This is a genomic window from Pseudomonas fluorescens, assembly GCF_040448305.1.
GTDB lineage: Bacteria > Pseudomonadota > Gammaproteobacteria > Pseudomonadales > Pseudomonadaceae > Aquipseudomonas > Aquipseudomonas fluorescens_BH.
Genome location: NZ_CP148752.1, coordinates 1707079 through 1727233 on the forward strand (window position 1 = coordinate 1707079; position 20155 = coordinate 1727233).

A 20155-nucleotide genomic window follows, 5' to 3' on the forward strand; every position below is an offset into this window, starting at 1 on the left:
CCGCCGGCCATGGATGGCCGATGGCGGCGGGCCCACGGAGCAGGACCGGAGCGAGGGCATGTCGAGCCTTGGCGAGGCAACGAACGTCAGGGGCAAGAGCCCTTGGTTACTTGGGGCTCTTCCAAGTAACCCGCCGTAAGGGCGGAACCCTAAGTGGCCGTTACCGCAGCAACGGATATGTACACCCACAAAATAATCATCGCCTGACACAAAGCCTTCGCGAGCAAGCCCGCTCCCACAGTGTTCTTCAGTAACCACAACAATGGATGCAACCGCGACCAAATACGCAAACCTCCAGCTCAACCTTTCACAAAACCTTCATCAAATGGCCCATCCAGTGACATGTGCAAGTCATAGGGCTGACATGCCCGGTGCCTAAAGTCTGTTGAACTCAAATACAGCCACGGATGGCTGTTCAACCAGACAGAGAAGCCCATGAACGCAGCTATCCATGTCGATCATCTGAACAAGACCTTTGCGCGCAAAACCGCGCTGGTCGACCTCGAACTGACCATCGCGGCCGGTGAGATGGTCGCGCTGATCGGCGCGTCCGGCTCCGGCAAGTCCACCTTGCTGCGCCATCTCGCGGGCCTGGCCTGTTGCGATCGCCACAACGGGGGCAGCGTCAAGGTGCTGGGTCGCGAAGTGCAGGCATCCGGCCGTTTGAATGGCAAGGTGCGCCGCCTGCGCGCCGACATCGGCTACATCTTCCAGCAGTTCAACCTGGTCAACCGATTGAGCGTGCTCGACAACGTGCTGCTCGGTTGCCTGGGGCGCATGCCGCGCTGGCGTGGCAACTTGAGCCTGTTCAATGCCGAGGAAAAGCAGTTCGCCATGGAGTCCCTGGACCGTGTCGGCCTGGCTGACCTGGCGGCACAACGGGCCTCGACCCTGTCCGGCGGTCAGCAACAGCGCGTGGCGATTGCCCGTGCATTGACCCAGCGGGCCGAGGTGATTCTGGCGGATGAGCCGATTGCCTCCCTCGATCCGGAATCGGCGCGCAAGGTCATGGAGATCCTCGCCGACATCAACCGCCGTGACGGCAAGACCGTTGTGGTGACCCTGCATCAAGTCGACTACGCCACCCGTTATTGCCCGCGTGCCGTGGCGCTCAAGGCCGGCCGGATTCATTTCGATGGCCCCGGCTCTCAATTGAGCGGCCAGTTCCTCAACGATTTGTACGGTGCCGACACCGACACCAGCCTCATGTGTTCCGAGTCATCCCGTCACAGCGAAGCGGCGCCGCGACTGGTGTTGGCGCGCGTGTGATCAACCCCGGATTCCCCCACCGTTCACCCTCAGGAAACCTTTCCATGTTGAACCGTATCGGTCGCGTTTTTGCTGGTGCAGCGCTGCTCGCCAGCTGTGTATTGGGCAACGCCCAGGCGGAAGAAAAAGCCATCAACTTCGGCATCATGTCCACCGAGTCTTCGCAAAACCTCAAGAGCATCTGGCAGCCGTTCCTGGATGACATGCAGAAGCAGACCGGCCTGAAGATCAACGCCACGTTTGCCTCCGACTATGCCGGCCTGATCCAGGGCATGCGCTTCAACAAGGTCGATGTGGCCTGGCTGGGCAACAAGGCCGCGATCGAAGCGGTGGACCGCTCCAACGGCGAGATCTTCGCCCAGACCGCTGCCGCCAGTGGCGCCGCCGGTTACTGGAGTGTGCTGATCGTACGCAAGGACAGCCCGATCAACTCCGTCGATGACATGCTGAAAAATGCCAAGAGCCTGACCTTCGGCAACGGTGATCCGAACTCCACCTCGGGCTACCTGGTGCCGGGCTACTACGTGTTTGCCAAGAACCACGTCGACGCCGCCACCGCGTTCAAGCGCACCCTCAATTCCAGCCATGAAGTCAACGCGCTGAGCGTGGCCAAGGGGCAAGTGGATGTGGCGACCTTCAACACCGAAAGTTGGGATCGCCTGGAAGTCACCCAGCCGGACAAGGCGGCACAGCTCAAGGTGATCTGGAAGTCGCCGCTGATTCCGGCCGACCCGCTGGTGTGGAGCAAAGCGCTGAGTGACAGCGAGAAAACCAGGATCCGCGATTTCATCTTCAGCTACGGCGACACCGACGAAGAGAAGGCCGTGCTCAAGGGCATGCAACTGGGCAAGTTCCTGAAATCCAGCGACGACCAGTTACTGCCGATTCGCCAGCTGGAGCTGTTCAAGCAGCGCACCACGATCAGCGCTGACGACAAGTTGGAAGCGGCCGACAAGGCCAGGAAACTGGCCGACATCGATGCCGAGCTGGCGAAGCTGCAAGAGCGCCTGACCTTGCTGGAAAAGACCAACACCGAGAAGAGCGCGGCCAACGCCGGTTGAGCCAGTGTGGGAGCGAGCCTGCTCGCGAATGCGGCCTGACATTCACCCTCGATGGCGACTGACATACCGCTTTCGCGAGCAGGCTCGCTCCCACAGGTTTTATGTCTGCACTCGCATTTCGCGCTTCATTTGATTTTTTAGAGAACCCTCATGACCACTCTGCACGCTGAAGCTGTCGGCAAGCGCACCTGGCCGCAGTACCTCGGTTGGGGCCTGTTCCTGGTCCTGCTGGCCTGGGCCTGGCACGGCGCCGAAATGAATCCGATGGCGCTGTACCGCGACTCGGGAAACATGGCGACCTTCGCCGCGGATTTCTTCCCGCCGGACTTCCATGAATGGCGCATGTACCTCAAGGAAATGCTCGTCACCGTACAAATCGCCCTGTGGGGCACGGTGCTGGCGATTGTCTGCTCGGTGCCGCTGGGCATTCTCTGCTCGGAAAACATCACACCGTGGTGGATCCACCAACCATTGCGCCGGGTGATGGATGCGTTCCGCTCAATCAACGAAATGGTCTTCGCGATGTTGTTCGTGGTGGCCGTCGGGCTGGGTCCGTTTGCCGGGGTGCTGGCGCTGTGGATCAGCACCACTGGCGTACTCGCCAAGCTGTTCGCCGAAGCCGTCGAGGCGATTGATCCCGGCCCGGTCGAAGGCGTTCGCGCCACCGGTGCCAGTGCCTTGCAAGAAGTGATCTACGGGGTGATCCCGCAAGTCATGCCGCTGTGGGTGTCCTACGCGCTGTACCGCTTCGAGGCCAACGTGCGCTCGGCGACGGTGGTGGGAATGGTCGGCGCCGGTGGGATCGGGGTGATCCTGTGGGAGAACATCCGCGCCTTTCAGTTCACGCAGACCTGCGCGGTGCTGCTGGTGATCATCGTCATCGTCAGCCTGATCGACATCCTCTCGCAACGCCTGCGCAAGCAGTTCATCTGATATTTCGGAGGGGTGCCCGCGGGCGCTTTTTTTAAGCATGCAGTTGTCTAGACAAGATGAGCCGGTGTACCGCGAATTGGCCGACATCCTGCGTCGGGAGCTGGCGGACTATCGCGCCGGAGATTTCCTGCCGGGCGAGGTGATGTTGGCCGAACGCTTCGGGGTCAACCGTCATACCTTGCGCCGCGCCATCGATGAACTGGTGTTCGAAGGCAGCCTGTTGCGTCGCCAGGGCAAGGGCACCCAGGTGCTGGAGCGGCCGCTGATTTACTCGATGACCGCCGACAGTGCCTACAGCCAGTCGCTGTCAGCCCAGGGGCATGGCGTCGAGGCAGTGCTGCTCAAGCGTCGTTACTGCTTCGCCAGTCGTGAAGAAGCTCAATACCTGGGCATCGCCGAGATGGCGCCGATGATCGAGCTGCAGACCTTGCGCAAGCTCGACAACCAACCGGTCAGCCTGATCCGCCATCGCTACTGCGCCAGTTACGCGCCGCTGTTGGCCGATTACACCGGGGGCTCCCTGCGCAAATACCTGAGCGAACGGGACCTGCCGCTGACCCGCACCCAGAGCCTGATCGGCGCTCGCTTGCCCAACCGCGAAGAGGCCGCGCTGCTGCTGATGCCCCGGCATCTGCCGGCCCTGAGCGTATTCACCCTTTCCCGCGATCGCGACGGCCGTGCGGTGGAGCTGGCCCAGTCCACCAGCCGTTCGGATCGCTTCCAGTACCAGGTCGTCACCTGATGGAGAACGCAATGCACAACCCTGTTCCTCATACCGAACGGCAGCACTGGATCGGTGTGCTGGCCCGTGCCAGCCGCAGTGAATTGCAGCCCTTCGAAGCCGCTTTGCGCGATGTCGAGTACCAACTGATCCGCGCCCCGGAAATCGGCATGACTCTGGTCCGTGGCCGCATGGGCGGCAATGGCGCGCCGTTCAACGTTGGCGAAATGAGCGTGACCCGCTGCGTGGTGCGCCTGGCCGATGGCCGTACCGGCTACAGCTATCTGGCGGGTCGCGACAAGGTCCACGCCGAACTGGCCGCCCTGGCCGACGCACATTTGCAGGGCGTGCAAATGCGTCATTGGCTGGCGGAAATGATCTCGCCGCTGGCGACCGTTCAGGCCGAACGCCGGGCACAAAAAGAGGCGGAAACCGCCGCCACCAAAGTCGAATTCTTCACCCTCGTGCGAGGAGAAAACTGATGAGCGCACAGCTGTTGCAACCGGCGTTCGCCGACCCGGTGCTGGATGCTCAGCACGGATTTCGCGCTGCACTCAAGGCCTTGGCCGGCCCCGGTCTGATCCAGACGCTGCATGCCACACCGAGCCTCGAAGGCTTGGCGCCCGCGACCTACGCGCTGTGCCTGTCGTTGCTGGATGTCGACACACCGCTGTGGCTGGCGCCATCGTTCGATACGCCGTTGATCCGAGCCAACCTGGCGTTCCATTGTGGTTGCCCATTGACCGCCAAGCGCGAAGACGCGCGGTTCGCCTTGCTTGCCGCCGAGGATCTGCTCGACCTGAGCGGTTTCGACACCGGCAACGATCGTTACCCGGACCAGTCCTGCACCTTGCTCATTCAACTGCCAAGCCTCGACGGCGGGGCAGCGCTGAAGTGGCGCGGACCGGGGATCGAAAGCGAACACGACGTAGCGCTGCCGCTGGCCGATGGCTTCTGGCGCGAACGCGAACTGCGCAACGAATTCCCCCGTGGGCTTGACCTGTTTTTCACCGCGGGCCATGACCTGATCGGCCTGCCCCGCAGCACCCGCATCGCAGAGGAGCGCGCCTGATGTACGTAGCCGTCAAGGGTGGCGAACAGGCCATCGACAATGCCCACCGCCTGCTGGCGAAAAAGCGCCGTGGCGATACCTCGGTCACGGAGCTGAGTGTCGAGCAGATCCGTCAGCAATTGCCGCTGGCGGTGGCGCGGGTGATGAGCGAAGGCTCGCTGTACGACGAAGAACTCGCGGCGCTGGCGATCAAGCAAGCGGCGGGGGATCTGGTGGAAGCGATCTTCCTGCTGCGGGCCTACCGCACTACGTTGCCGCGCTTCAGCCCGAGCCTGCCGATCGATACCCAGAACATGCAACTGAGTCGGCGCTTGTCCGCTACGTTCAAGGACGTGCCAGGTGGGCAACTGCTGGGCCCAACCTTCGATTACACCCATCGTTTGCTGGACTTCGCATTGCTGGCCGAAGGCGAATACCCGGGCCCGCAAGTCACCCCGAATGCCAGCCTTGAGCCCTGTCCGCGAGTCCTCGGTTTGCTCGCCCAAGAGGGCCTGATCAAGACCGAATCGGACAACGGCGAAAGCGTGGCCGACATCACTCGCGACCCACTGGAGCTACCCGCCAGTCGTGCGCAACGCCTGCAAGCGTTAGCCCGTGGCGACGAAGGTTTCCTGCTGGCGCTGGGTTATTCCACCCAGCGCGGTTATGGCCGCAATCACCCGTTCGCCGGGGAAATTCGCATCGGTGAAGTCGAGGTGTGGATCGATCCCGAAGAGCTGGGCTTCCCGATCAACCTGGGCAGCATCGAAGTCACCGAGTGCGAGATGGTCAACCAGTTCGTCGGCTCGGCCACGGAGCTGGCGCAGTTCACCCGTGGCTACGGTCTGGCCTTCGGACACGCCGAGCGCAAGGCCATGGGCATGGCGCTGGTCGACCGTGCGTTGCGCGCCGACGAATACAACGAAGAGATCGTGTCCCCGGCACAGCAGGAAGAATTCGTGCTGATGCACTGCGACAACGTCGAGGCCGCAGGCTTCGTCTCGCACCTGAAGTTACCTCACTACGTCGACTTCCAGGCCGAACTGGAACTGATCCGCAAACTGCGCAAGCCTGCCGAGGGCAAAAACCATGAATGACCTGACTCAGGCACCCGTGCGCGATGCGGCGTACAACTTTGCCTACCTCGATGAACAGACCAAACGCATGATCCGCCGCGCCTTGCTCAAGGCCGTGGCGATCCCTGGTTACCAGGTGCCGTTCGGTGGTCGCGAGATGCCGCTGCCTTATGGCTGGGGCACTGGCGGCATGCAGTTGACCGCCGCGATTCTGGGGGACGACGACGTGCTCAAGGTCATCGACCAGGGCGCGGACGACACCACCAACGCCGTGTCGATTCGCCGATTTTTCGCCCGCACCGCTGGCGTCGCAACCACCGAAAGTACGCCGGACGCGACGGTGATCCAGACTCGTCACCGCATCCCGGAAACGCCACTGCATGCCGATCAGATCATGGTCTATCAGGTGCCGATTCCCGAGCCGCTGCGCTTTATCGAGCCGTCGGAAACAGAGACCCGGACCATGCATGCCCTCAACGATTACGGGGTCATGCACGTCAAGCTTTACGAAGACATTGCCACCTTCGGCCACATCGCCACGGCCTACGCCTATCCGGTGATGGTCGACGAGCGCTACGTGATGGACCCGTCGCCGATCCCCAAATTCGACAACCCGAAACTCGACATGAGCCCGGCGCTGATGCTGTTCGGCGCCGGCCGTGAGAAGCGTCTGTACGCGGTGCCGCCGTACACCAAGGTCACCAGCCTCGACTTCGAGGATCACCCCTTCGAAACGCAGAAGTGGGAAGAGTGCTGTGCGATCTGTGGCAGCCGTGAGTCGTTCCTCGACGAGCTGATTCTCGACGATGCCGGCACCCAGAGCTTCGTCTGTTCCGACACCTATTACTGCGCCCAGCGCGTCAGCCAGCAGGAGCAGGGCCAATGAATCAGGCGCTGAATAACCAAGTGTCCGTGTCTACCGAACCCTTGCTGCGTGTGCGCGATCTGTCGCTGTTGTATGGGCCGGAGAAAGGCTGTCAGGACGTCAGCTTTGATCTGTACCCCGGTGAAGTACTGGGCATTGTCGGAGAGTCCGGTTCGGGCAAGTCGACCTTGCTGTCCTTGCTCAGCGGTCGTCTACCACCGCAACGCGGAAACATCGGTTACCGCGACAAACAGGGCCAATGGCTGGACCTCTACAGCGCCAGCGAAGCCGAGCGCCGGACCTTGCTGCGCACCGAATGGGGCTTTGTCGAACAGAACCCTCGCGACGGTTTGCGCATGGGCGTGTCCGCCGGCGCCAACATCGGCGAGCGCCTGATGGCCCAGGGCGTGCGCAATTACCAGCAACTGCGTGGGGCCGGGCTCGACTGGCTGAGCCAGGTGGAAATCGATCCGCAGCGCATCGACGACTTGCCCCGGACCTTCTCCGGCGGCATGCAGCAGCGCCTGCAAATCGCCCGCAACCTGGTGTCCAGTCCACGGCTGGTGTTCATGGACGAGCCGACCGGTGGCCTCGATGTGTCGGTACAGGCGCGCTTGCTCGACTTGTTGCGCGGGTTGGTGCGTGAACTGGACCTGGCCGTGGTGATCGTCACCCACGACCTGGCAGTCGCTCGCTTGCTGGCCGACCGCTTGATGGTGATGCGTCGCTCGCGGGTGGTGGAAACCGGGCTGACCGATCAGATCCTCGACGATCCGCAGCACCCTTATTCACAACTGCTGGTGTCGTCGGTGTTGCAGCCGTGAAGCCCCGTTCAATAGTGGAAAACCCTGTGATGAATACCTTGATCGAGGTCCGTGACCTCTCGAAAACCTTCACTTTGCATCAGCAGAACGGCGTAGTCCTCAACGTGCTGCGCGCCGTGGATTTCAGTGTGGCGGGCGGCGAGTGCCTGGTCCTGCATGGCCAGTCCGGCGCGGGCAAGAGCACCTTGCTGCGCACCCTGTACGGCAACTATCTGCCGGCGGGCGGCAGCATCCGCTTGCAGCACGACGGCCAATGGCGGGAGTTGGTGGGCGCGGAGCCCCGGGACATCCTGCAAGTGCGCCAGCGCACCCTGGGTTATGTCAGTCAGTTCCTGCGGGTTATCCCACGTGTGGTGTGCCTGGATGTGGTGATGGAGCCGGCCTTGGCCCATGGCTGGTCGAAAGAGCAGGCGCAAGCACGCGCCGAATCCTTGCTCACTCGGCTGAATATCCCGCAACGTCTCTGGCAACTGGCGCCAGGCACCTTTTCCGGTGGCGAGCAGCAACGGGTCAACATCGCCCGGGGATTCATGGTCGCGTGGCCGGTGATGTTGCTCGATGAACCGACAGCATCACTCGACGACAACAATCGCCAGGTGGTGCTGGAACTGATGAATGAAGCAAAAGCCGACGGTGCCGCGTTGATCGGCATCTTCCACGACCGCATCGCCCGTGAGGCGGTTGCCGACCGCCATCTCGACATGACTCCCGCCGCCGTGAACCAAGAGGAATACGCCGATGCCCGTTGAACAGATCCTCAGCAATGCCCAACTGGTTACCGCTGACCGTGTGTTCTACGGCACCGTGGTGCTGCGCGACGGCTTGATCGCCGAAGTCGCCGAAGGCCCGAGCCGTTTGCCCCAGGCCCTGGACCTCAATGGCGATTACCTGCTGCCGGGTCTTGTGGAGTTGCACACGGACAACCTGGAACGCCACATGACGCCGCGTCCCGGCGTGGACTGGCCGTCGGTGCCGGCGGTGCTCAGCCATGATGCGCAGATCATCGCGGCGGGCATCACCACGGTATTCGATGCAGTGTCCATCGGCGACGTGAACCCCAAGGGCAATCGCATGCAGAAACTGCCGGCGATGCTCGATGCTATCTCTAAAGCCTCCGACGCCGGGCTGACCCGCGCCGAACACCGCCTGCACTTGCGCTGCGAACTGTGCCACCCGGACACCCTCAGCGTGTTCCGCGATCTGGTGGAAAACCCGCTGGTGCAACTGGTGTCGGTGATGGACCACTCGCCGGGTCAACGCCAGTTCGTACTGGAATCCAAGTACCGTGAGTACTACATGGGCAAGTACCACCTGACCACCACGCAGATGGATGACTTCATCACTTTGCAGATGGCCAACTCGCGCACCTACAGCGACCGCTACCGCGCGGCGATTGTCGAGCACTGTCTGGCCCTTGGCCTGTCGGTGGCCAGTCATGATGACGCGACCCTGGCCCACGTCGAGGAGTCGGCGCGCTACGGCATGACCATCGCCGAGTTCCCGACCACCGTCGAGGCCGCGCGCGGTTGCCGGGAGCACGGCATGAATGTGTTGATGGGCGCACCGAACATCGTGCGCGGCGGGTCGCACTCGGGTAACGTGGCCGCCGCAGATCTGGCCGCCGAAGGTTTGCTGGATATTCTGTCCAGCGATTACTACCCGGCGAGCCTGCTGCAATCGGCGTTTGCGCTGGCGGCGCAGAGTGAGCGGATCGGTCTGGCCGAAGCGGTGCGCCTGGTCAGCCTGAATCCGGCCCGGGCGGCTGGTTTGACTGATCGCGGTGAAATCGCTCCGGGGTTATGTGCCGACCTGGTGCAGGCCCGCAGTCAGGACGGTTTGCCGGTGGTCCAGCAAGTATGGCGACAAGCGAAGAGGGTGTTTTGATGTCAGGCAGGTTGATCTATCTCATCGGGCCTTCAGGTTCGGGCAAGGACAGCCTGCTGGATGCCGCGCGAACGCGGCTGGCCGAACGCGGCTGCCGTATGGTACGGCGAGTCATTACCCGCTCGGCAGAAGCCGTGGGCGAGGCGGCGCTGGGCGTCAGCGCGCAGCAGTTTGCCGACATGGAAGCTCAAGGGGCATTTGCCCTGAGCTGGCACGCCAATGGGTTGTCCTATGGCATCCCGCGGGAAATCGACGATTGGCTGGCCGCCGGCCAGGACGTACTGGTCAATGGCTCGCGGGGGCATTTGCAGAACACCCGCCTGCGCTATCCGAAGGCATTGGTGCTGTTGCTGACTGTAGATCAAGCGGTGTTGCGCCAACGACTGCTGGAGCGTGGGCGAGAATCATTGGTCGAGATCGATCAGCGCCTGGCACGCAACGCCCGATTCAACGAGCGGCTGCTGGCTGAAGATCCGGCCGTGCACCTGCTCGACAACTCCGGCCCGCTGGAGTCTACGGTCGAACGCTTGCTGGCCTGCATTGACGAGCAAGCCCCATGCGCCTGACGTTGCTGGGCACCGGTGATGCCCGGCAAGTGCCGGTCTACGGCTGCGAATGTGTGGCTTGCGATGCGGCTCGCCACGATGAACGCTTGCAGCGTCGACCATGCAGTGCGCTGATCGAGTGCGCAGATCAGCGTTGGTTGATCGACAGCGGTTTGCCTGACCTGTGCGAACGTTTCCCGCCGCGCAGTTTCAATGGCATTTTCCAGACCCACTACCACGCCGATCACGCCCAGGGCCTGTTGCATATGCGCTGGGGCCAGGGCCTGGTAATTCCGGTCCACGGTCCCGTGGACCCGGAAGGCCTGGCCGACCTCTACAAACACCCCGGTATTCTAGATTTCAGCCAGCCATTCGATAGCTTCGAAACCCGGCAGTTCGCTGCGCTCAGCGTCACCGCGCTGCCGCTGCAACACTCGAAACCGACCCTTGGTTATCTGCTGGAAGGAGAAGGGCGGCGAATCGCCTACCTGACCGACACCGTAGGCCTGCCGCCAGACACGTTGAGCTGGCTGCGGCGTGAGCCACTGGATGTGCTGGTGCTGGATTGCTCCATGCCACCGCAACCCCAGGCACCGCGCAATCACAACGACCTGAACCTGGCCTTGCAATGCATCGATGAGTTGCAACCGAAGTCGGCGGTACTGACCCATGTCGGGCATACCCTGGATGCGTGGTTGATGGAGCATCGGGGTGAATTGCCGGCGAATGTCAGGGTCGGGTTTGATGGGTGTGTGTTGTAGGCGTTACCCCGCCAGCAACCCCTGCACATACTCCACAAACGCCCGAGCCTTGGCGCTGGCCATCCGGCCGGTAGGGAAAACGGCCCACAAATCCAGGTTCGGCAGTGTCCAGTCCTTCATCGTCTCCCGGACCGAACCGTCGGCCAGTTCCGGCGCGAACATCCATTGCGAGGCCATGGTCAGCCCTTGATGGGCCAGCACGGCTTCACGCAAACCTTCGGCGGCGTTGACGCGGATCCGGCCGCTGATGATCACCGATTGTTCCTCGCCGGCCTTGTTGAACTGCCAATTGGCGCCGCCTCCGAGGGTGTAGAGGATTGCCTGATGCTTGCACAGGTCGGCGGGGCAGGTGGGCTCGCCGTGTTTTGCGAAGTACGCCGGCGTGCCCAGTATCATGCGCCGGCATTCGGCGATCTTGCGGGCGGTCAGCCCCGAGTCGCTCAACTCGCCCATGCGCAGGGCGATATCGACGCCTTCTTCCACCAGATTGACGTTGCGATCATCGAGCATCAGATCGATGTTCAGCGCCGGGTTTTGCTCCAGGAAGGGGCCCAGGTGCGGAACGATGTGCAGCCGGCCGAAGGTGACCGCCGCGCAGATGCGCAGGTTGCCACTCAGCCCGCTGGCGGAACCCCGTGCGGCGTTATCGGCCTCGTCGGCTTCTTCGATGGCACGCTTGGCCCGTTCGAAAAAGGCCAGCCCGGCCTCGGTGGGCGTCAGGCCCCGGGTCGAGCGCAGCAACAGTCGCACCGCCAACCGCGATTCGAGTTGCGCGATGGTTTTCGACACGGCCGGCTGGCCGATGCTCAGGCGCCGGGCCGCAGCGGAAAACGAGCCGGTTTCCACCACGTAGACGAAGGTTTCCATTGCGCCGAGGCGGTCCATTGAAGGTCCTTGTGAGAAGTCTTGAAGATGTCGCAGGCCCCTGTAGGAGCGAGCCTGCTCCGGGCGGCGTTCCGACGATAGCGGTTTAACATTCAACATTGATGCTGACTGTCATGCCGCCATCGCGAGCAGGCTCGCTCCCACAAGGGATATGTGGCGACAGTCAGAACGCGGCTTTACCCACAGAAGCACCAGCATCGACAAACAGCGTCTGCCCGTTGATGAACCCGCTCTGTTCCGACAGTAGAAACGTAATCGCCGAGGCGATTTCCTGAGGTTGTCCCAGGCGGCCCATCGGCACGCTGGCCAGATACCGCGCTTTTAGAGATTTATGCCGTCGCCAGCGAACCCTTCGGCGAAACACTCAAGAACCGCAACAATGCCAACAACGGAAACGCGCTGCCGACGATCACGATCCATAACCAGCCGCCGTGTTCGTACACCGCACTGGCCACCGAAGAGCCGAAGGCGCCGCCGATGAAGATGCTGGTCATGTACAGCGCATTCAGGCGGCTGCGGCTTTTGCCGTCGAGGGCGTAGACCGCGCGCTGGCCGAGGACCATGTTCATCTGCACGCAGAAGTCGAGCACCACGCCGGTCACTGCCAGGCCGATGACGCTGTAGGCCGGATGGATAAACGCCGGCATGAAACTCAGGCTGGCAAACAGCAGGGCCAGCAACGAGGCGATGCGGGTGTGACCGGCATCGGCCAGGCGACCGGCGATCGGGGCGGCAATCGCGCCGATGGCCCCGACCAGGGCGAAAATCGCGATCTCGCTTTGCGACAAACCGTGATTGCGCGCCAGTTCCAGTGGCACGGCGGTCCAGAACAGGCTGAAGGTGGCAAACATGCAACCCTGGTAAAACGCCCGCTGGCGCAGCACCGGTTGTTTGCGCAACAGCGTCCACAGCGAGCCCAGCAATTGGCCATAGGAAGCACTGTGATCAGGTTCACGCTTGGGAATAGTCACGGCCAGCACGATGCTGATGGCCGCCATCAACACCGCGGCAATCATGAACATCGCCCGCCAGCCGAAATGGTCGGCCACCACGCTGGACACCGGCCGGGCCAGCAGGATACCGAGCAGCAAACCGCCCATGATCCCGCCCACCACACGGCCACGGGTTTCTTCCGGCGCCAGGTGCGCGGCCAACGGAATCAGGATCTGCACCGACACCGAACTGAACCCCACCAACAGCGAAATCAGCAAAAACACGTTCGGCTGATCGGTGAACGCCGCGCCCAGCAGGCTGACAATTGCCACCAGCGTGGTGATGATCATCAGCCGACGGTTCTCCAGCAGATCCCCCAGCGGCACCAGGAAAAACAGCCCCAGCGCATAGCCGATCTGGGTCAGGGAAACGATCAGGCTGGCCATGGTGTTGGTCAGGCCGATGTCCGGGGCGATCAGGCCGATGATCGGCTGGGCGTAGTAGATGTTGGCGACAATCGCGCCGCAGCAGAAGGCGAACAGCAGCACCATGCCTCGGGTCATTGTCGCGGTGCCGTAGGACACCTGGGTCGCTGGGTTCATAACGGGTCTCGCTGTACGGAAAGGAATGCGCGCAGGCTAATGGGCTGACTGAAACGGCGGAAGTGGGATTGGAGTGATAGCAGTCATTCCATTGCGGAATGACTGACGAACGCGTGTGTCGTCCGTCGAAGAGCCTTGCGTCAGAACTATGCAGGTGAATGATACATTCACTTACATCTTGTTCGATAGCGTGCTTATGTTCTCTCTTCCTGTCTCACCGCCGGAGGGCCGTCCCATGAAGGTGAAGTTTCGTCAGCTGATTCGCTGGGTTTCCGTCGTCACCTTGATCAGCGTATTCAACGTTGGCCTGGCTCAGGCCGAAGATGCGCCGGGCATGCGCATCGGTGTGCGCGGCGAGATCACAGGCGTCGGTCCGGACATTCTGAAAGTCCATGCCAACAGCGGCGACAACGTGGTGATCAACCTGACCAAGGACACCAAGGTCCGCGCCGTGACCCTGGCCAACATCGAAGACATCAAGCCCGGCAGCTACATCGGCTCCGCGGCTGTTCCCCAGGAAGATGGCACCCTCAAGGCCCTGGAGGTCCACGTTTTTCCGCCGGAGCTGGCCGGCAGTGGCGACGGTCATCGGCCGTTTGACCTGGTCAAGGGCAGCAGCATGACCAACGGCAGCGTCGGCGACCTGGTGGTGAGCAATGGCCGGGTGCTGACCGTCAACTACAAGGGCGGTCAACAGAAAATCCTGGTGCCGGAGGATGTGCCGATCGTCAACCTGGTGCCGGCCGATCGTAGCCTGTTGAAGGTGGGCGTGAAGATCGTGAGCTTTGTGACGCAGGGCGCTGACGGTACGCTCACCGCTCAATCCATCTCGGCGGGCAAGGATGGCGTGACGCCGCCGATGTAGCGGGGAGTCGCTCCCACAATGGATTTGCAGTGAATTCTGATACGTACAAAAAAGGCGACCTGTGCCCGGTCGCCTTTTTCGTTAATGCCCAGCGATTACTGACCGCTGTAGATCTGGTCGAAAACCCCGCCATCATTGAAGTGGGTCTTCTGCACGGTGCGCCAGTCGCCGAAGGTCTTCTCGACGGACAGGAAGTCCACTTTCGGGAAGCGGTCGGTGTACTTGGCCAGCACGGCCGGGTCACGCGGACGCAGGTAGTTCGCCGCAGCAATCTCCTGGCCTTGCGGCGACCACAGGTACTTCAGGTATTCCTCGGCCGCTGCCCGGGTGCCTTTCTTGTCGACGGTCTTGTCGACCACTGACACCGGTGGCTCGGCTTCGGCGGAAACGCTTGGGTAGATGACTTCGAACTGATCGCGACCAAACTCGCGGGCAATCATTTCCGCTTCGTTCTCGAAGGTCACCAGCACGTCGCCGATCTGGTTGGTCATGAAGGTGGTGGTGGCGGCACGGCCACCGGTATCGAGCACCGGCGCTTGCTTGAACAGCTTGCCGACGAAGTCTTTGGCCTTGTTCTCGTCGCCGCCGTTTTTCAGCACGTAGCCCCAGGCCGAAAGGTAGGTGTAGCGACCGTTACCGGAGGTTTTCGGGTTCGGGACGATGACCTGAACGCCATCCTTGAGCAGGTCCGGCCAGTCTTTCAGGGCTTTCGGGTTGCCCTTGCGCACTATGAATACGGTGGCCGAGGTGAACGGCGCGCTGTTGTTCGGCAGGCGCGTGACCCAGTTGTCCGGGACCAGTTTGCCGTTGTCCGCCAGGGCGTTGATGTCGGTGGCCATGTTCATGGTGATGACATCGGCCGGCAAGCCGTCGATGACCGAACGCGCCTGTTTGCTGGAGCCGCCGAAGGACATCTGCAGGACGATATTTTCGTTGTGCTCGGCTTGCCAGTGTTTCTGGAACGCAGTGTTGTAGTCCTTGTAGAAATCTCGCATCACGTCGTAGGAAACGTTGAGCAGGGTCGGTGCAGCCTGGGCGATGTTGCCCAGGGCCAGGCCAGCGGCGAGAAGCGAGGCGCCAAAGAGTTTTTTCACTGCGCATTCCTTGTTCTATTAAAAGTGGGGCAATTTGCCAGCGACTATAACTGGGCTCGTATAGTCCTTTAAAGATTAAAAAGCTCTTTGCTTATTCCAGTTTTTTGAACAATGCGTTGCCACAACGGGAGCAGAACGACGCCTCCGGTTCATGGCTGTCCTTGGCACACACCGGGCAGTCGCGATGCAACTGGCCGCCACGCATGGCCGTGGCCAGTTCGGCGGTGAAGATCCCGGTGGGCACGGCGATGATCGAGTAACCGGTGATCATCACCATCGACGAGATGACCTGGCCCAGTGCGGTCTTGGGCACGATGTCGCCGTAACCGACGGTGGTGAGGGTCACGATCGCCCAGTAAATGCCCTTGGGAATGCTGGTGAAGCCATGTTGTGGGCCTTCGACCACATACATCAGGGTGCCGAACACGATGACCAGCGTGCAGACGCTGAGCAGGAACACGAGGATTTTCTGCTTGCTGCCGCGCAAGGCATCGAGCAGGTAATGGGCTTGCTTGAGGTACGGGCCGAGCTTGAGCACGCGGAAGATCCGCAACATCCGGATGACCCGGATGATCAGCAGGTACTGGGCATCGCTGTAGTACAACGCGAGGATGCCAGGCACGATGGCCAGCAGGTCCACCAGACCATAAAAACTGAAGGCATAGCGCAGGGGCTTGGGTGAGCAGTACAGGCGCAGGATGTACTCGCCGAGGAAGATGATCGTGAAGCCCCACTCGATGTACGCCAGCAGGCTGGCGTAGTTCTGGTGGACGTCATCGATGCTGTCCAGGATCACCACCACCAGGCTGGCGAGGATGATCAGCAGCAGGCTGGAGTCGAAGCGTCGACCGGCAACGGTGTCGGTCTGGAAAATAATCACGTACAGGCGGTTACGCCACGTGTCGCTGCTGTTCATGCACATCGCCTTGGCCGCAAATCAGCGCAGCCTAGGTTGATTCTCCCCGGGAGCGCAAGGCGCGCTTTCGACCGTGGCTTTGCCGAACATTTGCACGACGCTGCGAATCAGCCAGCCGGCAAGAATGAACGGCGCGGTCAGCGTAGGCAGACCGATGGCGGCAAACGCCGGTGTCAGCAACAGCGCCAGGCCGATGCCAACCAGCGGCAGCCACGGTTGGCGACGCTGCGAGCTGAAGGCGAGGGCGGCCAGCACGGCGTTATAGCCACCGAGGCCGAGCAGTGCGGTATAGAAGTCGTGGTTCAGCAGGCTCCAGCCCATGCCCGCGACAGACGCCAACAACGCCCAGCAGAATGCGCGGCGATCAGCGATCAGCAAACCGGCGGCAATCATCGCACCGGCCAGCGGATGGCCGAGGAACATCACCTGACCAATGCCTTTGAGGGGGGCGGCGAGCATGTTCAGGGTGCTGACTTCGATCAAGTGCGGCTCTGTCGACGGCGTGGCGAAGCACAGCAGCAACCAGCCCAGCCCGACGAAGGGCGCGGTGTAGGCCGGCAGGCATTGACTGAACCGGACGCGCTTGAGCCACTGCTGGGTGACCATCGCGCTCAGGCCACCGGCGGCCAGAATCAGTGGCGGCATCATCGCCGACCAGGGGAAATACAGGCTCAGTAACAGTCCGAGCAGGACACCGTTGTAGCTGAACAACCCGGCCTGACGATCAGCCTTGGCATAGTTGCGGCGTTGCGCGGTGAGCAGCCCGGCGACACCGCCGAGCAAGGCGCCGCCGAGCAAGGCGGGCGCAGTGAACAAAATGGCCAGGACGCACAGCAGGCCGCACAGCGGATTGCGCTGGAGAAAGATCTGGCTGAAGCCATTGAGCAATGCTTCGGCCCAGTCGGGGCAGTGGGTGTTGAAATGGTTGGCAGGCATGGCAGTTCTGAAAGTCAGTGGGACCGAGTTGCCCGCATCGCGAGCAGGCTCGCTCCCACACTGAATCTCTGTTCAGTCTTGATTCTGTGAACGACACAAAACCAATGTGGGAGCGAGCCTGCTCGCGATGAGGCCGGTACAGGCGTTAGATCAATGTCTCGATACGCAAAGAGTTAGTCGACCCCGGCTGGCCAAAGGGCACACCTGCTGTGATCAACAGTGTGTCGCCACGCTGCGCCATGCCCTGGGCCTGGGCAATTTCCAGTGCCGTCGAGCAGACTTCATCGACCTGACGCAGACGATCGTTGACCACTGAGTGCACACCCCACGCCACGCTCAGACGACGGGCAGTCTGCAGGTTCGGCGTCAGGTTGAGGATTGGCACCGTCGGCCGCTCCCGCGCCGCACGCAGGCTCGACGCGCCGGATTCGCTGTAGTTCACCAGCACCGCCACCGGCAGCACGTTGCTGATGCGGCGAATGGCGCAGCTGATCGCGTCGGAAACAGTCGCCTCGGCTTTCGGTCGGCTGACGTCGAGTTGAGTCTGATAGTCCGGACCGTTTTCCACCTGGCGGATGATCTTGCTCATCATCTGCACGGCTTCGAGCGGGTACTCGCCGGACGCGGTTTCCGCCGACAGCATCACCGCGTCCGCACCTTCGGCCACGGCATTGGCCACATCGGTGACCTCGGCGCGGGTTGGCGCCGGTGAGAAGCGCATCGACTCCAGCATCTGCGTCGCCACCACCACCGGTTTGCCGAGCTGGCGGCAGGTGCTGATGATGTTCTTCTGGATCTGCGGCACGCTTTCGGCCGGCACTTCCACGCCAAGGTCACCACGGGCGACCATGATCGCATCGCTCAATTCGGCGATCTCGCGCAGTTGTTCGACGGCCGAGGGCTTCTCGATCTTGGCCATCAGGAATGCCTTGTCGCCGATCAGCGAGCGGGCTTCGCGGATGTCGTCGGGACGTTGTACGAACGACAGCGCCACCCAGTCCACACCGAGCTCCAGACCGAAGGTCAAGTCGCGGCGATCCTTGGCGGTCAGCGGGCTCAGGTCTAGCACCGCTTGCGGCACGTTCACGCCTTTGCGGTCCGACAGTTCGCCGCCATTGAGCACGGTGGTGTCGATGGCGTCGGCGTACTTGGTCACTACCCGCAGACGCAACTTGCCGTCGTCCAGCAGCAGGTCCATGCCGGGTTCCAGCGCGGCGATGATTTCCGGGTGGGGCAGGTTGACCCGGCGCTCATCGCCCGGCGTGGCATCGAGGTCCAGGCGCAAGGCCTGGCCGCGCACCAGCTGCACCTTACCTTCGGCGAACTTGCCGACCCGCAGTTTCGGGCCTTGCAGGTCCATCAGGATGCCCAATGGATAATTGAGCTGGCGCTCGACTTCACGAATCCACTGAAAACGCTGGGCGTGGTCGGCGTGATCGCCATGGCTGAAGTTCAGGCGGAAGATGTTGACCCCGGCCAGCACCAGCTCACGGATGGCGTCGATGCCGTCAGTGGCCGGGCCGAGCGTGGCGAGGATTTTGACCTTTTTATCAGGCGTCATGTTTAGTGCTCTCAAGGATCAGAATGGCGCGGAAGTCGTTGACGTTGGTACGGGTCGGCTCGGTGACGATCAGGGCGTCCAGCGCCTCGAAGTAGCCGTAACCGTTGTTGTTGTCCAACTCGTCGCTGGCGCTCAGGCCCTTTGCCGCGGCGCGGGCGTAGCTGTCCGGGGTCATGATCGCGCCGGCGTTGTCTTCGGAACCGTCGATGCCGTCGGTGTCACCGGCCAGCGCGTAGACGCCGGGCAGGCCCTTGAGGCTGTCGGTCAGGCTCAGCAGGAACTCGGCATTGCGTCCGCCACGGCCATTGCCGCGTACGGTGACGGTGGTTTCACCGCCAGAGAGAATCACGCAGGGCGCCGCCAGCGGCTGGCCATGCAGGACGATCTGTCGTGCGATGCCGGCGTGGACTTTCGCCACCTCGCGGGATTCGCCTTCGAGGTCGCCGAGGATCAGCGGGCTGAACCCGGCCTGACGGCATTTCACCGCGGCCGCTTCAAGGGATTGCTGCGGGCGGGCGATCAACTGGAAATGACTGCGGGCCAGGCTCGGGTCGCCGGGTTTGACGGTTTCCGACTCGGGGCTTTGCAGCCAGGTGCGCACCGAAGCCGGAACCTCGATGGCGTAGCGCTTGAGGATCGCCAGCGCTTCGGCCGACGTGCTCGGGTCGGCCACGGTAGGGCCGGAGGCGATGACCGTGGCGAGGTCGCCCGGCACATCGGAAATTGCATAGGTGTAGACCGTGGCAGGCCAGCAGGCTTTGCCCAGGCGGCCGCCCTTGATCGCCGAGAGGTGCTTGCGCACGCAGTTCATCTCGCCGATGGTGGCGCCGGACTTGAGCAGGGCTTTGTTGATCGACTGCTTGTCGGCCAGGGTGATGCCTTCGGCCGGCAGTGCCAGCAGGGCAGAACCACCACCGGAGAGCAGGAAGATCACGCGGTCGTTTTCGCTCAGGTCGCTGACCAGTTCCAGCACACGCTTGGCCACGGCCAGGCCAGCGGCATCAGGCACCGGATGCGCGGCTTCGACCACTTCGATTTTTTCGCAAGGTGCGCCGTGACCGTAACGGGTCACCACCAGGCCGCAGATTTCACCCTGCCAGCAGCGCTCGACCACCTGGGCCATGGCGGCTGCGGCTTTGCCGGCGCCAATGACGATCACGCGGCCGCTACGGTCGGCAGGCAAATGGGCTTCGAGGACTTGTTGCGGATGCGCCGCGTCGATGGCTGTGGCAAACAGCTCGCGCAGCAATTGTTGCGGATCGACCGACATGGCGGGCTCCCGGAATTCTTGTTATTCGAAAGGGCAACTCTGATCTCTGTAGGAGTGAGCCTGCTCGCGATCCAGGCACCGCGGTGTATCAGGTACACCGCGG

General features: G+C 62.3%; 21 protein-coding genes and 1 pseudogene. 14 read left to right on the forward strand and 8 right to left on the reverse strand.

Features of this window, described 5'->3' with window-relative positions:
* Nucleotides 1-435 precede the first annotated feature (435 nt).
* The 13 genes from phnC to phnP all read left to right on the forward strand — a co-directional run bounded on the left by phnC (nt 436) and on the right by phnP (nt 10990).
* Nucleotides 436-1269, forward strand: coding sequence for a phosphonate ABC transporter ATP-binding protein (gene phnC / locus WHX55_RS07745; protein ID WP_150753409.1), 834 nt, complete (start codon nt 436-438; stop codon nt 1267-1269).
* 44 nt (nt 1270-1313) lie between these two features.
* Nucleotides 1314-2330, forward strand: coding sequence for a phosphonate ABC transporter substrate-binding protein (gene phnD, locus WHX55_RS07750; protein WP_353742353.1), 1017 nt, complete (start codon nt 1314-1316; stop codon nt 2328-2330).
* 150 nt (nt 2331-2480) lie between these two features.
* Nucleotides 2481-3263 (forward strand): phosphonate ABC transporter, permease protein PhnE, encoded by a 783-nt coding sequence (phnE, locus tag WHX55_RS07755; RefSeq protein WP_150753407.1) that lies wholly within the window; start codon nt 2481-2483, stop codon nt 3261-3263.
* Nucleotides 3264-3300: 37 nt separating this feature from the next.
* Complete coding sequence (gene phnF, locus WHX55_RS07760; RefSeq protein WP_191628006.1) at nt 3301-4005, forward strand: phosphonate metabolism transcriptional regulator PhnF; 705 nt, start codon at nt 3301-3303, stop codon at nt 4003-4005.
* Between the two features lie 11 nt (nt 4006-4016).
* Complete coding sequence (phnG, locus tag WHX55_RS07765; RefSeq protein ID WP_353742354.1) at nt 4017-4466, forward strand: phosphonate C-P lyase system protein PhnG; 450 nt, start codon at nt 4017-4019, stop codon at nt 4464-4466.
* Complete coding sequence (gene phnH / locus WHX55_RS07770; protein ID WP_353742355.1) at nt 4466-5056, forward strand: phosphonate C-P lyase system protein PhnH; 591 nt, start codon at nt 4466-4468, stop codon at nt 5054-5056. Before phnG ends, phnH begins: the two co-directional genes overlap by 1 nt.
* Entirely contained in the window at nt 5056-6132 is a 1077-nt protein-coding gene (locus WHX55_RS07775) for a carbon-phosphorus lyase complex subunit PhnI (protein WP_353742356.1), read from the forward strand. Before phnH ends, WHX55_RS07775 begins: the two co-directional genes overlap by 1 nt.
* Nucleotides 6125-6997: an alpha-D-ribose 1-methylphosphonate 5-phosphate C-P-lyase PhnJ gene (locus tag WHX55_RS07780; protein WP_353742357.1), complete on the forward strand. Its 873-nt coding sequence runs from the start codon at nt 6125-6127 to the stop codon at nt 6995-6997. Before WHX55_RS07775 ends, WHX55_RS07780 begins: the two co-directional genes overlap by 8 nt.
* Nucleotides 6994-7800 (forward strand): phosphonate C-P lyase system protein PhnK, encoded by an 807-nt coding sequence (phnK, locus tag WHX55_RS07785; RefSeq protein ID WP_150757681.1) that lies wholly within the window; start codon nt 6994-6996, stop codon nt 7798-7800. Before WHX55_RS07780 ends, phnK begins: the two co-directional genes overlap by 4 nt.
* A 29-nt stretch (nt 7801-7829) precedes the next feature.
* Nucleotides 7830-8549 (forward strand): phosphonate C-P lyase system protein PhnL, encoded by a 720-nt coding sequence (gene phnL, locus WHX55_RS07790; protein ID WP_353742358.1) that lies wholly within the window; start codon nt 7830-7832, stop codon nt 8547-8549.
* Nucleotides 8539-9684, forward strand: coding sequence for an alpha-D-ribose 1-methylphosphonate 5-triphosphate diphosphatase (locus WHX55_RS07795; RefSeq protein ID WP_150753401.1), 1146 nt, complete (start codon nt 8539-8541; stop codon nt 9682-9684). Before phnL ends, WHX55_RS07795 begins: the two co-directional genes overlap by 11 nt.
* Nucleotides 9684-10250: a phosphonate metabolism protein/1,5-bisphosphokinase (PRPP-forming) PhnN gene (gene phnN / locus WHX55_RS07800; RefSeq protein WP_150753400.1), complete on the forward strand. Its 567-nt coding sequence runs from the start codon at nt 9684-9686 to the stop codon at nt 10248-10250. The genes WHX55_RS07795 and phnN overlap by 1 nt, the downstream gene beginning before the upstream one ends.
* Entirely contained in the window at nt 10241-10990 is a 750-nt protein-coding gene (phnP, locus tag WHX55_RS07805; protein ID WP_150724507.1) for a phosphonate metabolism protein PhnP, read from the forward strand. Before phnN ends, phnP begins: the two co-directional genes overlap by 10 nt.
* A gap of 3 nt (nt 10991-10993) precedes the next feature.
* Here phnP and WHX55_RS07810 read toward each other — a convergent pair whose 3' ends face one another.
* From WHX55_RS07810 to WHX55_RS07820, 3 genes and pseudogenes are all read right to left on the reverse strand, one after another.
* Nucleotides 10994-11875 (reverse strand): LysR family transcriptional regulator, encoded by an 882-nt coding sequence (locus tag WHX55_RS07810; RefSeq protein WP_150753398.1) that lies wholly within the window; start codon nt 11873-11875, stop codon nt 10994-10996.
* A 163-nt stretch (nt 11876-12038) separates the two neighbouring features.
* Nucleotides 12039-12197: pseudogene (locus WHX55_RS07815) on the reverse strand (SDR family oxidoreductase); the annotation flags it as partial.
* A gap of 7 nt (nt 12198-12204) precedes the next feature.
* Nucleotides 12205-13410: an MFS transporter gene (locus WHX55_RS07820; protein WP_353742359.1), complete on the reverse strand. Its 1206-nt coding sequence runs from the start codon at nt 13408-13410 to the stop codon at nt 12205-12207.
* 235 nt (nt 13411-13645) lie between these two features.
* Between WHX55_RS07820 and WHX55_RS07825 the strand changes: the two genes are divergently transcribed.
* Nucleotides 13646-14275, forward strand: a complete 630-nt coding sequence (locus tag WHX55_RS07825; protein ID WP_353742360.1) for a hypothetical protein — start codon at nt 13646-13648, stop codon at nt 14273-14275.
* Nucleotides 14276-14370: 95 nt separating this feature from the next.
* Here WHX55_RS07825 and WHX55_RS07830 read toward each other — a convergent pair whose 3' ends face one another.
* The 5 genes from WHX55_RS07830 to WHX55_RS07850 all read right to left on the reverse strand — a co-directional run bounded on the left by WHX55_RS07830 (nt 14371) and on the right by WHX55_RS07850 (nt 20052).
* Nucleotides 14371-15369, reverse strand: a complete 999-nt coding sequence (locus WHX55_RS07830) for a sulfate ABC transporter substrate-binding protein (RefSeq protein ID WP_095944037.1) — start codon at nt 15367-15369, stop codon at nt 14371-14373.
* A gap of 91 nt (nt 15370-15460) precedes the next feature.
* Nucleotides 15461-16285, reverse strand: a complete 825-nt coding sequence (locus WHX55_RS07835) for an ion transporter (RefSeq protein ID WP_150724512.1) — start codon at nt 16283-16285, stop codon at nt 15461-15463.
* A 21-nt stretch (nt 16286-16306) separates the two neighbouring features.
* The gene (locus tag WHX55_RS07840; protein ID WP_150724513.1) at nt 16307-17221 is read right to left on the reverse strand and encodes an urea transporter; all 915 of its coding nucleotides are present in this window, start codon (nt 17219-17221) and stop codon (nt 16307-16309) included.
* Between the two features lie 145 nt (nt 17222-17366).
* Nucleotides 17367-18782 (reverse strand): pyruvate kinase, encoded by a 1416-nt coding sequence (pyk, locus tag WHX55_RS07845; RefSeq protein WP_150716449.1) that lies wholly within the window; start codon nt 18780-18782, stop codon nt 17367-17369.
* Nucleotides 18772-20052, reverse strand: a complete 1281-nt coding sequence (locus tag WHX55_RS07850) for a glycerate kinase (protein ID WP_150724515.1) — start codon at nt 20050-20052, stop codon at nt 18772-18774. The genes pyk and WHX55_RS07850 overlap by 11 nt, the downstream gene beginning before the upstream one ends.
* Between the last annotated feature and the right edge of the window lie 103 nt (nt 20053-20155).